Genomic DNA, 13,074 nt, shown 5'->3' on the forward strand with positions numbered 1-13,074 from the left:
TGAAGGGGCTCTAAAATAGTTCAGAATTCAAGCCGGATAACGGAATGAATAAATGTATTACATTAAGAATCCCAGCAGGATACCTGCTGCTACAGCGGAACCGATTACACCGGCAACGTTCGGGCCCATGGCATGCATCAGCAGATAGTTGGTAGGATCGTATTCCAGACCTACTACTTGGGAGATACGTGCAGAGTCGGGTACGGCAGATACACCGGCATTACCGATCAACGGATTAATCTTGTTGCCTTTCTTCAGGAAGAGGTTGAAAATCTTCACGAAGATGACACCGGATGCTGTGGCAATGACAAATGATAAGGCGCCCAGACCGAATATCTTGATTGAATCAAGGGTTAAGAACTCGGATGCTTGCGTAGAAGCACCTACTGTCAAACCAAGCAGAATAGTAATGGTATCAATCAGCGGACCACTGGCTGTGTTTGCCAGACGACGTGTAACTCCACTTTCTTTCAGTAAATTACCGAAGAACAGCATACCCAGCAAAGGCAGACCGGATGGTACAAGGAATGTGGTTAGTAACAAACCGATAATCGGGAACATTACTTTTTCCGTATGTGAAACCACACGGGGAGGTTTCATACGGATAAGACGTTCATTTTTACTGGTCAGCCAACGCATAATAGGCGGCTGTATCACCGGTACTAATGCCATATATGAATAGGCTGATACCGCAATGGCACCCATTAAGTTAGGAGCCAGTTTGGAAGAGAGGAAGATGGCAGTCGGACCATCGGCACCACCAATGATACCGATTGCACCAGCCTGCATCGGGTCAAATCCTATGGCAAGGGCAATCATATAAGCACCGAATATACCGAATTGGGCTGCTGCACCAACCAACATTAATTTGGGGTTCGATATCAAAGCAGAGAAATCCGTCATGGCACCGATACCCAGGAATATGAGTGGCGGGTACCAACCGGAGGTTACTCCCTGGTACAGAATATTAAGTACGGAACCTTCTTCATAGATACCGACTTTTAATCCGGCTTCCATATTGAAAGGTATATTACCAATCAGCATACCGAAACCGATAGGAATTAATAGCATCGGCTCAAATTCCTTGGCTACAGCCAAGTATATGAAAAACAAACCTACCAGAAGCATTACCACATGTCCTACCGTTGCATTGGCAAAACCTGTATAAGTCCAGAAGTCGGCAAGGTTGTTTCCTAAAAATGTGATAAATTCTCCCATATTATTCAATAATTACGAGGTCAGTACCTTCGAGAACAGAGTCCCCTTTGTTTACATTGATGGCTGTAATCTTACCGTCTTTATCAGCATTGATATTGTTTTCCATCTTCATGGCTTCCAAAATGATGATAACTTGTCCCTTCTTTACTGTATCGCCGACATTTACTTTGATATCGAGGATTACACCGGGAAGCGGAGATTTTACACCTGACTTGCCGGTAGAAGCAGCGGCCGGTTTTACTACCGGAGTAGCAGGAGCAGCAGGAGCGGATGTGGCTGCCGGACGTGCTACCGGTTTAACAACTACCTTCGGTGCTTTTTCCATTTCAACTTTGTAGGGAGTACCGTTCACTTCTACATGAGCGATGTTGTCTTCAATATCTCCAATGGCAACTTTATATACGTTACCGTTAATTTTATATTTATATTCTTTCATCGTTTTATTTTATTATGGGTGACTTACTTTTTGTGAGGAGTCTCACGCAACGTATAAATCTTTGAACTCCACGGTGAGTAACTGCGTTTTACACGGGTAATGGTAAGTATCGTGTCTTCCACATCGTGTACATCGCTTTGGAATTCGTGCATGGCCATTGAAATGGCAGCAAAAACTTCTCCCGGAGCCTGCCCCAGTTGTTTCTCTTTTGCTTCTTGTTTATCAGTAATACCTTTAGCTTTCATGGCATTGCGTTTGCTGAGGTTAACTGATATTTTACCTATAATCTTGAAGGAGATGTAGAGTAATATCAGCCCGCAGAATACAACGCTCATGGCAGAAATAGCCATACCGATACCTACGCTGTCATGCTCTTCGAATTTTTCCATTTTGGCATTGCTGTCGATAGTCTTGTTGTTGGTACTCGGAGTGACATATTTATCTTCGCTTCCACCCTTTACTTCCCATTGGTCGGCTGCATCACTGACACGGGCATAGGATTGGTTGGCTTTTAAAGTACCGGCAGGCACTATGACTTGATCAAGCAATTTCTTGCCGGAATCATACAACCCAATCCAGTTGGCATTTGTGGCATCCAGTTTGAAGTTCGTATGAAATGTACCGCGTCTTGGTTCTCCATCAGCCCAGAAAAGTGCATGCTGACGTGGTTTTATGAGTGTCAGAACGTCACCTTTGGGAATGAAATAACTGGCAGTATCACCCGGCTGGCTGCTGAATTTCAGATAGCAACCTGCAAGGTCGGCGCTGCCGTATGATCTGTTGAATATTTCAATCCATGCGCTGTGCACACCGTAGTCATCCTGATAGTTGCTTTCGTTGTTGACCAGCACTTCATTCAGCAGCAGTTTGTTGTTCGATTTCTGTTCTTTGCAAGAAGAGCAAAAGCCTAACACCAGCATCAATGAAAGGAATATTCCGATTTTTGTTTTATTCATAATCGTTCTTGTTTTAGTGTGAAAAGCTTGATTACAAGGGAATATTACCATGCTTCTTAGCCGGGTTAGTCAATTTCTTGGTTTGCAACTGTTGCAGGGCACGAATGATGCGGAAACGTGTGTTACGCGGTTCGATAACATCATCAATGTAGCCATATTTAGCTGCATTATAAGGATTGGCAAACAACTTGGTGTATTCAGCCTCTTTTTCAGCCAGGAATTGAGCCGGATTTTCCTGCTCTTTGGCTTCGCGGGCATATAATACTTCTACAGCACCTGCACCACCCATTACAGCGATTTCAGCAGTAGGCCAAGCATAATTCATGTCGCCACGCAGCTGCTTACAGCTCATCACGATGTGCGAACCACCGTAGGATTTACGCAGTGTGATGGTAACCTTGGGTACAGTAGCTTCACCGTATGCATACAGCAGTTTGGCACCGTGCAGGATGACGCCGTTGTACTCCTGGCCGGTTCCCGGAAGGAATCCCGGTACGTCTACCAATGATACGATAGGAATATTGAAGGCGTCGCAGAAACGGACGAAGCGTGCGCCCTTGCGGGATGCGTTGCTGTCGAGCACACCTGCCAGATACTTCGGCTGGTTGGCAACAATACCTACGGACTGTCCGTTGAAACGTGCGAAACCAATAATGATATTCTTTGAATAATCTTTTTGGATTTCGAGGAACTCACCATTATCTATGATAGCACCAATTACCTCGTACATATCGTACGGCTTGTTCGGGTTATCAGGAATGATGTCGTTCAGGGAATCTTCCAGACGGTCGATAGGGTCTGTACAGTCTACATAGGGAGCTTCTTCCAGGTTGTTCTGGGGAATGTAGCTCAACAGTTTGCGGATAAGAGCCAAACCTTCTTCTTCTGTCTGTGCAGTAAAATGAGTAACACCAGATTTGGTGGAGTGAACGCTCGCGCCACCCAGGTTTTCCTGGCTTACGTCTTCTCCGGTTACAGTCTTTACTACCTTCGGACCGGTAAGGAACATGTAGGATGTACCTTCCATCATCAAAGTAAAGTCTGTCAAGGCAGGAGAGTAAACGGCGCCACCGGCACAAGGACCGAAAATACCGGAAATCTGCGGAATGACACCCGAAGCAAGTATGTTACGTTGGAAGATTTCAGCGTAGCCAGCCAAGGCATTAATACCTTCCTGAATACGTGCACCGCCCGAGTCGTTGATACCGATACACGGAGCACCCATTTTCATGGCTTGGTCCATAATCTTACAGATTTTCAGAGACATGGTTTCGGACAGTGAACCGGCAGAAACTGTGAAGTCCTGTGCGAAGATATAAACCAGACGGCCTTCGATTGTACCGCAACCGGTTACTACACCGTCACCGGGGTAGTGTTTCTTTTCCATGCCGAAGTTGGTGCATCTATGTTCTACGAACATGTCCATTTCTTCGAAACTGCCTTCGTCGAGAAGCATGGCTATGCGCTCGCGAGCTGTATATTTACCCTTCTCGTGTTGCTTTGCAATCGCTTTTTCACCACCACCGAGACGTGCTGCAGCGCGGCGGTCTATAAGCTCTTTAATCTTTTCAAGTTGATTACTCATGAATTTATATTCTTTAAGTGTTTATACAATTTATGATTTGATGATTTTACAGTCTTGCTTATTCCGGTTTCTCGCAAAGCTCGGTCAGGACACCGAGAGTTGACTTCGGATGCAGGAATGCAATGTTCAGACCTTCTGCACCTTTGCGGGGAGCTTTGTCTATAAGGCGGATACCTTTTTCTTCGACTTCGGCAAGCGCACCGGCCACTCCGTCTTCAACGGCAAATGCCAGATGATGCATGCCACCGTTACCGTTGTTCTTTTCGATGAACTTGGCAATTGTGCTTTCGGGAGAAGTAGGTTCCAACAATTCGATCTTTACATCGCCCACTTTCAGGAAAGCGGTTCTAACTTTCTGATCTTCCACGGTTTCGATGTTGTAGCATTTCAAACCTAAAACGTTTTCGTAGTACGGAAGGGCTTCTTCAATGCTCTTAACGGCAATGCCCAGATGCTCAATGTGTGAAATCTTCATAACTATATAAATTAATGTTAGTATTGTATCCTTTTTAATAAAGGTATAAAGCAGCACAAAGAAAGAGAATTCTTCCTTAATAAAGAAATTTTTCATCAATTAATTAATGGTTAATTGAACTTTAGAAGGATTTTTTCAGACTTTAGATAGAGACCGGTTGTTTTCTTGATATCGTCCGCTAACGGACATCCCCACTGTCCGAAAATGAACACTTACCCCTCTATGAAACCTTTCCGGCCACTTGGCACACTCTTTGCTTTTCTGTTTGCGACAATTTTAAAGATTGAACATGAAAAAGAATATTTTACTTGCAGTTTGTTTTTTGATGCCGTTGGCAACCATGGCGCAGAATGATACTTTGGGACATGAACGCAATATTACGCTGTCGGAGGCCATTGTACTGGCCCGTACGCAGTCTGTGGATGCTGCTGTGGCATTGAATGAATTGAAAACCGCGTATTGGGAATACCGTACATTCCGTGCGGACTTGTTGCCGGAAGTGAATTTCACCGGTACACTACCCAACTATAACAAGTCCTACAGTACCTACCAGAATTCCGACGGCTCCTATAGCTTTGTTCGCAACAATACACTGGGGCTGTCCGGACAGCTTTCGGTAGACCAGAACATTTGGTTTACGGGGGGTAAGCTGTCACTGACTTCTTCGCTGGATTATCTCAAACAACTGGGTTCCGGAGGAGCGAAGCAGTTCATGTCAGTCCCCGTGAGTCTGGAGTTGACGCAACCGGTCTTCGGAGTGAATACCTTGAAGTGGAACCGCCGTATAGAGCCCGTACGCTATGCCGAGGCAAAGGCCGAGTTCATTTCAGCTACGGAAGAGGTGACGATGAAAACCATCACTTATTTCTTTGAGTTGCTGCTGGCCAAAGAATCGCTCGCTACCGCCATGCAGAACAAGACGAATGCCGACCGCCTTTATGAAGTGGCCATAGCCAAACGTAAAATGGGACAGATATCCGAGAATGATTTGTTGCAGCTTAAACTGAATTCATTGCAGGGCAAGGCCGACGTGACTGAGGCAGAGAGCAACCTGAATGCAAAAATGTTCCAGCTCCGTTCTTTCCTCGGGGTGTCCGAGCAGGAAAGCCTGAATCCGGTGTTGCCCGCCACTGTTCCCGATATAAAGATGGAGTATGACCGTGTGCTGAACAAGGCACTGGAACGCAACTCCTTTGCACAGAACATTCGCCGCCGCCAGCTCGAAGCTGATTATGAAGTGGCAACGGCACGCGGAAACTTGCGCAGCATCGACCTCTTTGCCAGTGTGGGCTATACGGGGCAGAACCATGAATTCTCTTCAGCCTACCGGGACTTGCTTGATAATCAGATTGTGCAGGTAGGCGTCAAGATTCCTATCCTTGACTGGGGCAAGCGCCGCGGCAAGGTAAGGGTGGCAAAGAGCAACCGTGAAGTGGTCTTGTCCAGAATCCGTCAGGAACAGATGGACTTTAACCAGGACATCTTTTTGCTGGTGGCTAACTTCAACAACCAGGCGCAACAGCTGGACATAGCCGAAGAGGCGGATGTCATTGCTGAGAAGCGTTACAAGACCAGTGTAGAGACCTTTATGATAGGTAAAATCAGCACCCTGGACCTGAACGATGCACAGAACTCTAAAGACGAAGCCCGTCAAAAGCATATTTCAGAGCTGTACTACTATTGGTATTACTTCTATCAGCTCCGCAGCTTGACCCTTTGGGATTTTGAACGCGATACGGAATTGGAAGCTGATTTTGAAGAGGTGGTAAGAGGATAAGTCGACGGGTTGCAAGTGATAAGTTATGAATTATTTGCCGGTAAAAGTACCGTATATGCGATATTATAGGTGAATAACTTATAACTTATCATTCATAACTCTGCTTTTTTACTTATTTTTGCGGGAAACAAACTACAATTTTTATGATACTGATAATAGACGACGATAGTGCTGTGCGCTCTTCCCTCAGCTTTATGCTGAAGCGTGCCGGATATGAGGTGAAAACGGCTCCAAGTCCTCGCGAAGCTATGGACATAGTTAGGGCCGAAGCTCCCGCCTTGATTTTGATGGATATGAACTTCACTCTTTCCACTACCGGAGAAGAGGGACTTACCTTATTGAAGCAGGTAAAGGTGTTCCGTCCCGATGTGCCCGTTATTTTGATGACGGCATGGGGAAGTATCCAGCTTGCCGTGCAGGGTATGCAGGCCGGCGCATTCGATTTCATAACCAAGCCTTGGAACAATGCTGCTCTTTTGCAGCGCATCGAGACGGCCCTTGAGCTTACGGCCGCCCCGAAAGAGGTGCCGGAAGAGCAGACTACCGCATTGAATCGCAGCCATATTATAGGTAAGTCCAAAGGGCTGATGGAAGTGCTGAACACAGTGGCTCGCATAGCCCGTACCAATGCTTCGGTGCTGATTACGGGCGAAAGCGGAACGGGCAAGGAGCTGATTGCCGAAGCCATCCATATCAACAGCCAACGTGTGAAGCAGCCTTTTGTCAAGGTGAATCTCGGCGGCATCTCGCAGAGCTTGTTCGAGAGCGAGATGTTCGGCCATAAGAAAGGGGCGTTTACCGATGCCAGCGCCGACCGTATAGGGCGTTTTGAAATGGCAAATAAAGGTACTATCTTCCTCGACGAGATTGGTGACCTCGACCCTTCCTGCCAGGTGAAACTGCTGCGCGTGCTTCAAGACCAGACATTCGAAGTGCTGGGCGATAGCCGTCCCCGCAAAGTCGATGTGCGCGTTGTGTCCGCCACTAATGCAGACCTCCGCAAGATGGTGTCCGAACGTACTTTCCGTGAAGACCTTTTTTACCGTATCAACCTGATTACCGTAAAACTGCCCTCCTTGCGGGAGCGCCGTGAAGATATTCCTTTGCTGGCACGTCACTTTGCCGACCGTCAGGCAGAGGTGAACGGCTTGCCGCGTACGGATTTCTCGGCCGACGCTCTGAATTTCCTTTCCCGCCTGCCTTATCTGGGCAACATTCGTGAGTTGAAGAATCTGGTGGAGCGTACCATTCTGGTCAGCGGCAAGCCGGTGCTGGATGCCGCGGATTTCGATGCCCAATATCTGCGTCACGACGAACCGGCCAAAGCTGCCGAAGGTACTTCTTTTGCAGGTATGACCTTGGATGAAATAGAGCGGCAGACTATCTTGCAGGCGTTGGAACAGCATAAAGGGAATCTCAGTCAGGTGGCAGTGTCATTAGGCATCAGCCGCGCTGCGCTTTACAGACGTTTGGAAAAATATAATATTCAAGTCCCGTGCGCATAAAATTCTTTTTCTTCATACTTGTCCTTTTTCTGCTCGGTCTGGGTGGAATGCTGGTATATCTGCTGAGTGGAAAGCCTTCTTTGTATCTGTACGTGTTGGAGGGGCTCATCGGGTTTATCCTTATCTATCTGATAGTATTCTATAATAAGATAGTGAAGCCGATGAACACCATAGGCAGCGGTATGGAGTTGCTGCGCGAGCAGGATTTCAGTAGTCGTCTCAGCCGGGTAGGGCAGTACGAAGCAGACCGCATTGTGAATATCTTTAACCGAATGATGGAGCAGCTCAAGAATGAACGGTTGCGCATGCGCGAGCAGAATCACTTCTTGGATTTGCTGATTCAGGCATCTCCAATGGGGGTTATTATCCTGACAATGGACGATGAAGTGTCGCAACTGAATCCGATGGCGGTAAAGATGCTCGGTGTCCGTATGGAGGAGGCGATGGCAAAGCGGCTGGACCAGATGGACTCCCCGTTGGCTGCCGAACTTTCGTCCATTCCCAAAGACGAGACGGCAGTGGTCCGTCTCAATGACGCGAATATTTATAAATGCACCCATTCTTCTTTTATTGACAGAGGGTTCAAACATCCTTTTTTCTTGATAGAGCGTATGACGGAAGAAGTGATGCGTGCCGAGAAACGTGCCTATGAAAAGGTAATCCGCATGATAGCTCATGAAGTGAACAATACCACTGCGGGCATCACTTCCACACTCGATACAGTGGAGCAGGCACTTTCTACAGAAGATGATATGGAGGACATCTGCGACGTGATGCGCGTTTGTACGGAGCGTTGTTTCTCGATGAGCCGTTTCATTACCCGTTTTGCAGATGTGGTAAAGATACCCGAACCTACCCTGGCACCCGTCCAGCTGAATGAGTTGGTGTCCATGTGCAAGCGTTTCATGGAAGGAATGTGCAATGACCGCAATATAGAGCTACGTCTGGAATGCGACCCGGAGGTGGGAATGGTGCGTATGGATGCTTCTCTTTTTGAGCAGGTGCTTGTGAATATCATCAAGAATGCCGCCGAAAGTATAGAGGGGGACGCCGGAGAAAACGGACAGCAAGGTGAGATAATAGTAAGGACCACTGCCCCCGCTTCTGTCGAAGTCGTTGACAATGGTCCGGGGATAAGTAAAGAGACCGAAGCTAAACTCTTCAGCCCCTTCTTTTCCACCAAGCCGAACGGGCAGGGAATTGGCCTGGTGTTTATCCGGGAAGTTTTGAGCCGTCATGGTTGCACGTTCTCCCTACGTACCTACAACGATGGATTGACCCGCTTCCGTATACTATTTAATTGAAATTTGAAAGTTTTACCTTTCACCTTTCAATTTTCAATTTTTATCTTTCGCCTTTCCATTTTTAAAGAATTCTTTTGCATACTCCTCCAGTATCTTTTTGATGCCTTGGCCGATGGTTGCATAGTCTTTCTCGTCCAGATTGGCGAGTGAGGCGCGCACGCTCCATTCGGGGCCGTCAAAACCACCGCCGTTCAGCAGCACCAGAGAGGTTTCTTTGGCAAGGCGGAAGACTACGTTCAGCGGGCTGTAGGTGCGTTTCAGATATTCTACAAAGTCGTCCCCATAGAACTTCTTTGCCCAAACCAGCATGTCGATTTCTGTATAATAACCTACGCGCAACGGGTCTTCCGTCAGCGTGAAACCGGTATTCTCCCAAAGGGCATGCAATCGGCGGCGGATAATCTCCTGCATCTTTTGCTTGTATTTGTTTTCCTTGTCCAGCAGGGCAAAGGCGGCGAAAAGGCCCATCTGCATCTGTTGTGGCAATGACAGTCCGGCGGTATGGTTCAGTGCCACCTGACGGCTGTCGGCAACCATACGGTCGATAAACTTCAGTTTTTCAGGTTCCAGAGTGAGGGTGGAGTAGCGGTGGTGCAGAATCTCCCGTTTCTCTTTCGGCAGTTTGGCTATCAGCTTGTCGAACAGGTTGAATTCGTGCAGGGTAATGACCGCATTGCGCCATCCGGTGGCACCGAAGTATTTGGAGAATGAATAGACGCAAAGCGTATTGTAGGGAATTTCTGCCATGAACGAACGGAAATGTGGACTGAATGTACCGTATACGTCGTCTGTAATAATCATCAGATTAGGGTTGTCATTCCTGACGATGCTCACGATGCGCGCCATTGTATCCGGACTGAGTGTGTAGCTGGGCGGATTACTGGGATTGGTGACAAAGAGGGCCTTGATTTTAGGGCTTTTCAAGCGGTCTATGTCTTCGTCGCTGTACTGCCAGAGGTGCATCCCTTCGTTATTCATGCGGTTGGCATGTATTTTGGTCACTCGAAACTGGTAGCGGCTGAGTTGTGGGATTTCAATATAGGGGGTAAAGGCAGGAACCATGAGGACGATGCCGTCCCCTTTGTTCAGCAGGAAGTTTTCCTGCAGGGAGTCGAAGATGTAGCACATGGCGGCTGTTCCACCTTCGGTGGCAAACAGGTCATAGGCACCCCGGGGAGGACGGTTGTCGCACATCTCTTGCGAAAGGTAATCTTGCACAAGGATTTCCGTAAAATGAAGGATGCGGTCGGGCACGGGATACTGGTCGCCTACAATGCTTTCGGCCCATTCGTGTACAAGGCTGTCGGGGTCGGCGGCATGCTGCATCAGCAGGTAGTTGTAGGTTTGTTCCAGCAATTTGGCGCCCGGTACGTTATTGTTCTTTTTCAGGAAGGCTTCGAAGCGGGAGGCAATGCCTTTTTTTTCGGGGATGCCTGCAATGCCCTCGGGCAAATCCATGATGCGGCGGCACTCTTCCAGGCCGAAGCTTCCCAACAGGAAGAAGGCTTCGCGTGGAGCGGTTGCAATCCAGTTGGGGTTGCCGCGCCCTGCGTTCAGCATGGTACGGGCGGTTTTCTTCAGACTCTCGTCTGCCATGTCTATCAGGCGGTTCTTCAGTTCGAAAGGACTGATAGATTCCATTTTCTTTTCTAAAAGTTTTGTATCCATAAGCTCAAGTTTAGGTTCGTTATTTATTGTTTTCAGTCATTCGGCGAATAATCTCTGTTCATGCGGTATACTATTTCTTTCCTTGCTTGAAATTAATCGTCCGATATATGTTTCCTTTTCGTCCGACAGTTGTTGAATCATCGTCCGACAACTGTTGAATTATCGTCCGACAGCTGTCGGACGAATAGCTATTAGTGAATGGGTATATAGTCGCTTGCATTTCCGGCAATAATTCTTTGAATGCTCCGGATTAGTAAGCATTGGTACAGAATCGTCTTATATTAGCAAAACGATGACTACACCCCATATTATTAATAAGGTATTGCCCACGGCATAGGTCACGGTGTATCCCAGAGCAGGTGTCTCACTCTCAACGGCATCCTGCACCGCGCCTAAAGCGGCCGTAGTGGTACGTGCCCCCGCGCAGACGCCCAAAGCCAGTGCCGGATGGAACTTGAAAACATACCTTGCCAGCAGCAAGCCGATAATCAGCGGCAGGGTGGTGGCGGCTGCTCCCACCAGGAACAGGCTGATACCTACGTCGTGGAAGCCCTGCACGAAACTGGGACCTGCCGAAATGCCCACTACCGCGATGAACATGTTCAGACCGACATTGTTCAACACCCATTGCGAAGGTTCGGGAATGCGCCCGAAGGTGGGGTGCTTACTGCGGAGCCAGCCGAAGAACAAGCCGGCAATCAATGCGCCGCCGCTTGTGCTCAAGCTGATGGGGATGCCGCCGATATGGACGGAAAGTGCTCCGAACAAACCTCCGACAAGGATACCCAGGCCTACGAATATCATGTCCGTCTGGTTGGTAGGGCGGTCTATATACCCCAGACGTTTGGCTGCTGCTTCCACTTCCTGCCTGGTACCTACCACTTCGATGACGTCGCCGGCATCTACTACCGTTTGTGCCAGCACGGGAATGGATATTCCGGCGCGCTTGATGCTCCGGATACTGACACCGTGCATGAACTTTTCCCTTCGGATAACTGCAACCGTCTTGCCGGCAACCGTCTTGCGTGTGATTGTAACCGGTAACTTTTCGGCAGGAAAATCCAGGAGCTGGGCATCTTGTACTTCCGGCCCTATCCAGCTTTCTTCGCCTATGATGTATTCGCGGCGTCCGCTTAGCACTACTTCGTCTCCCGGCTCTATCTGTATGTTCATGCTGACTTCCACCACAACTCCGGATTTGCGGAGGCGTTCCACAAATAGACGTTTGTCGTGCTGCCGGAAGTAGACTTCCAGGTCAATCACCCGCTTTCCATTCTTGAACCATTCGTTTTCGACCCGGTAGGCACGGAAAGTGACGGGGCGTGCCGCCGGCATGAATCCCGGTTCGTCAGCCAGAGAGCTGCCCATCTTCGCCTCCAGTTCCTTGCAGGCGGCTTTCACCTTTTCCAGCCCGCCTAGCATCTTGGGACCAATGGATGATAGGACCCATGCCGAGCCTGCCGTACCGAAAATGTAGGTGACGGCGTAGGATACGGGAATGATGTTGACGTAACTTTGTCGTTGGGCCTCGTCCAGTCCCATATTGGCCATGGTGTCTTCTGCCACTCCGATGACGGCGGAGATGGTTTGCGAACCGGCCAGCAGTCCGGCAGCTTCACCGGCATTGTAGCCCATCATCAGGGCCAGCAGCCAGGTCACTAACAGTACGGATACACACATCAGTACGGCAAAGCCTACTTGGGGTAATCCGTCCTTTTTCAGTCCGCGGAAGAACTGGGGACCCACTTTATAGCCCACGGCAAAAAGGAAAAGCAGAAAAAATACCGACTTTATCGGACCCGGTACGGCTATATTCAGTTGCCCTACCAGTACGCCTACAAGCAGTACACTGGTCACTGTGCCCAGCGTAAACTTACCGATACGCAGTTTCCCCAGCCAGAATCCCAGGAATATAGTGAGGAAAATGGCAAGTTCGGGGCGTTCCCTGAGCTGGTTGAAAATCCATTCCATAATCAAGTTGTTTAGGTTATATATTGGTTGTTCCGATGCTTTCTGGAGCGTCGTTTCGCTATACAACGGCTTTTAACGGGAAGTGTTTTGTACAAAAGGAGTTTTTTAGAACATTTATTCCGTAAAACCGAACTTTAAGAAAAAGTTTTCTTCCGTACCTTTGCCATCCAAATTAGGTA

10 protein-coding genes are annotated in these 13,074 nt (G+C 48.3%); 3 read left to right on the forward strand and 7 right to left on the reverse strand.

Going from position 1 to position 13,074, the window contains the following annotated elements; all coding sequences use genetic code 11:
* Positions 1-57 precede the first annotated feature (57 nt).
* Genes NQ510_RS10710 through mce form a run of 5 tightly spaced genes read right to left on the reverse strand, consistent with a single transcriptional unit; the run spans position 58 to position 4,670 of the window.
* On the reverse strand, positions 58-1,218 hold the full coding sequence (locus NQ510_RS10710; protein WP_005826789.1) for a sodium ion-translocating decarboxylase subunit beta: 1,161 nt from the start codon (positions 1,216-1,218) through the stop codon (positions 58-60).
* A 1-nt stretch (position 1,219) separates the two neighbouring features.
* The gene (locus NQ510_RS10715; RefSeq protein ID WP_005826788.1) at positions 1,220-1,654 is read right to left on the reverse strand and encodes a biotin/lipoyl-containing protein; all 435 of its coding nucleotides are present in this window, start codon (positions 1,652-1,654) and stop codon (positions 1,220-1,222) included.
* Positions 1,655-1,677: 23 nt separating this feature from the next.
* Entirely contained in the window at positions 1,678-2,610 is a 933-nt protein-coding gene (locus NQ510_RS10720) for an OadG family transporter subunit (RefSeq protein ID WP_008663742.1), read from the reverse strand.
* Positions 2,611-2,641: 31 nt separating this feature from the next.
* Positions 2,642-4,195, reverse strand: coding sequence for an acyl-CoA carboxylase subunit beta (locus NQ510_RS10725; RefSeq protein ID WP_005826784.1), 1,554 nt, complete (start codon positions 4,193-4,195; stop codon positions 2,642-2,644).
* A 58-nt stretch (positions 4,196-4,253) separates the two neighbouring features.
* Positions 4,254-4,670: a methylmalonyl-CoA epimerase gene (gene mce / locus NQ510_RS10730; RefSeq protein ID WP_009036790.1), complete on the reverse strand. Its 417-nt coding sequence runs from the start codon at positions 4,668-4,670 to the stop codon at positions 4,254-4,256.
* Between the two features lie 289 nt (positions 4,671-4,959).
* Here mce and NQ510_RS10735 point away from each other — a divergent pair, with 289 nt between their 5' ends.
* The 3 genes from NQ510_RS10735 to NQ510_RS10745 all read left to right on the forward strand — a co-directional run bounded on the left by NQ510_RS10735 (position 4,960) and on the right by NQ510_RS10745 (position 9,256).
* Positions 4,960-6,447, forward strand: a complete 1,488-nt coding sequence (locus NQ510_RS10735; protein WP_005826781.1) for a TolC family protein — start codon at positions 4,960-4,962, stop codon at positions 6,445-6,447.
* 143 nt (positions 6,448-6,590) lie between these two features.
* Entirely contained in the window at positions 6,591-7,952 is a 1,362-nt protein-coding gene (locus tag NQ510_RS10740) for a sigma-54-dependent transcriptional regulator (protein ID WP_005826779.1), read from the forward strand.
* Positions 7,943-9,256: a sensor histidine kinase gene (locus NQ510_RS10745; protein ID WP_005826777.1), complete on the forward strand. Its 1,314-nt coding sequence runs from the start codon at positions 7,943-7,945 to the stop codon at positions 9,254-9,256. The genes NQ510_RS10740 and NQ510_RS10745 overlap by 10 nt, the downstream gene beginning before the upstream one ends.
* Before the next feature lie 33 nt (positions 9,257-9,289).
* Here the strand turns inward: NQ510_RS10745 and aspD are convergent, their stop codons facing one another.
* Together aspD and aspT are read right to left on the reverse strand one after the other, a co-directional pair.
* On the reverse strand, positions 9,290-10,924 hold the full coding sequence (gene aspD / locus NQ510_RS10750) for an aspartate 4-decarboxylase (protein WP_034525513.1): 1,635 nt from the start codon (positions 10,922-10,924) through the stop codon (positions 9,290-9,292).
* A gap of 276 nt (positions 10,925-11,200) precedes the next feature.
* Positions 11,201-12,895, reverse strand: a complete 1,695-nt coding sequence (aspT, locus tag NQ510_RS10755; protein ID WP_005826770.1) for an aspartate-alanine antiporter — start codon at positions 12,893-12,895, stop codon at positions 11,201-11,203.
* Positions 12,896-13,074 lie beyond the last annotated feature (179 nt).

This window comes from Bacteroides uniformis (genome assembly GCF_025147485.1).
Lineage (GTDB): Bacteria > Bacteroidota > Bacteroidia > Bacteroidales > Bacteroidaceae > Bacteroides > Bacteroides uniformis.

Coding starts and splice junctions, on each gene's coding strand:
- aspD (WP_034525513.1), bottom strand. CDS start 10,924: ATGGATACAAAACTTTTAGAAAAGAAAATGGAATCTATCAGTCCTTTC.
- aspT (WP_005826770.1), bottom strand. CDS start 12,895: ATGGAATGGATTTTCAACCAGCTCAGGGAACGCCCCGAACTTGCCATT.
- NQ510_RS10735 (WP_005826781.1), top strand. CDS start 4,960: ATGAAAAAGAATATTTTACTTGCAGTTTGTTTTTTGATGCCGTTGGCA.
- NQ510_RS10740 (WP_005826779.1), top strand. CDS start 6,591: ATGATACTGATAATAGACGACGATAGTGCTGTGCGCTCTTCCCTCAGC.
- mce (WP_009036790.1), bottom strand. CDS start 4,670: ATGAAGATTTCACACATTGAGCATCTGGGCATTGCCGTTAAGAGCATT.
- NQ510_RS10725 (WP_005826784.1), bottom strand. CDS start 4,195: ATGAGTAATCAACTTGAAAAGATTAAAGAGCTTATAGACCGCCGCGCT.
- NQ510_RS10710 (WP_005826789.1), bottom strand. CDS start 1,218: ATGGGAGAATTTATCACATTTTTAGGAAACAACCTTGCCGACTTCTGG.
- NQ510_RS10715 (WP_005826788.1), bottom strand. CDS start 1,654: ATGAAAGAATATAAATATAAAATTAACGGTAACGTATATAAAGTTGCC.
- NQ510_RS10720 (WP_008663742.1), bottom strand. CDS start 2,610: ATGAATAAAACAAAAATCGGAATATTCCTTTCATTGATGCTGGTGTTA.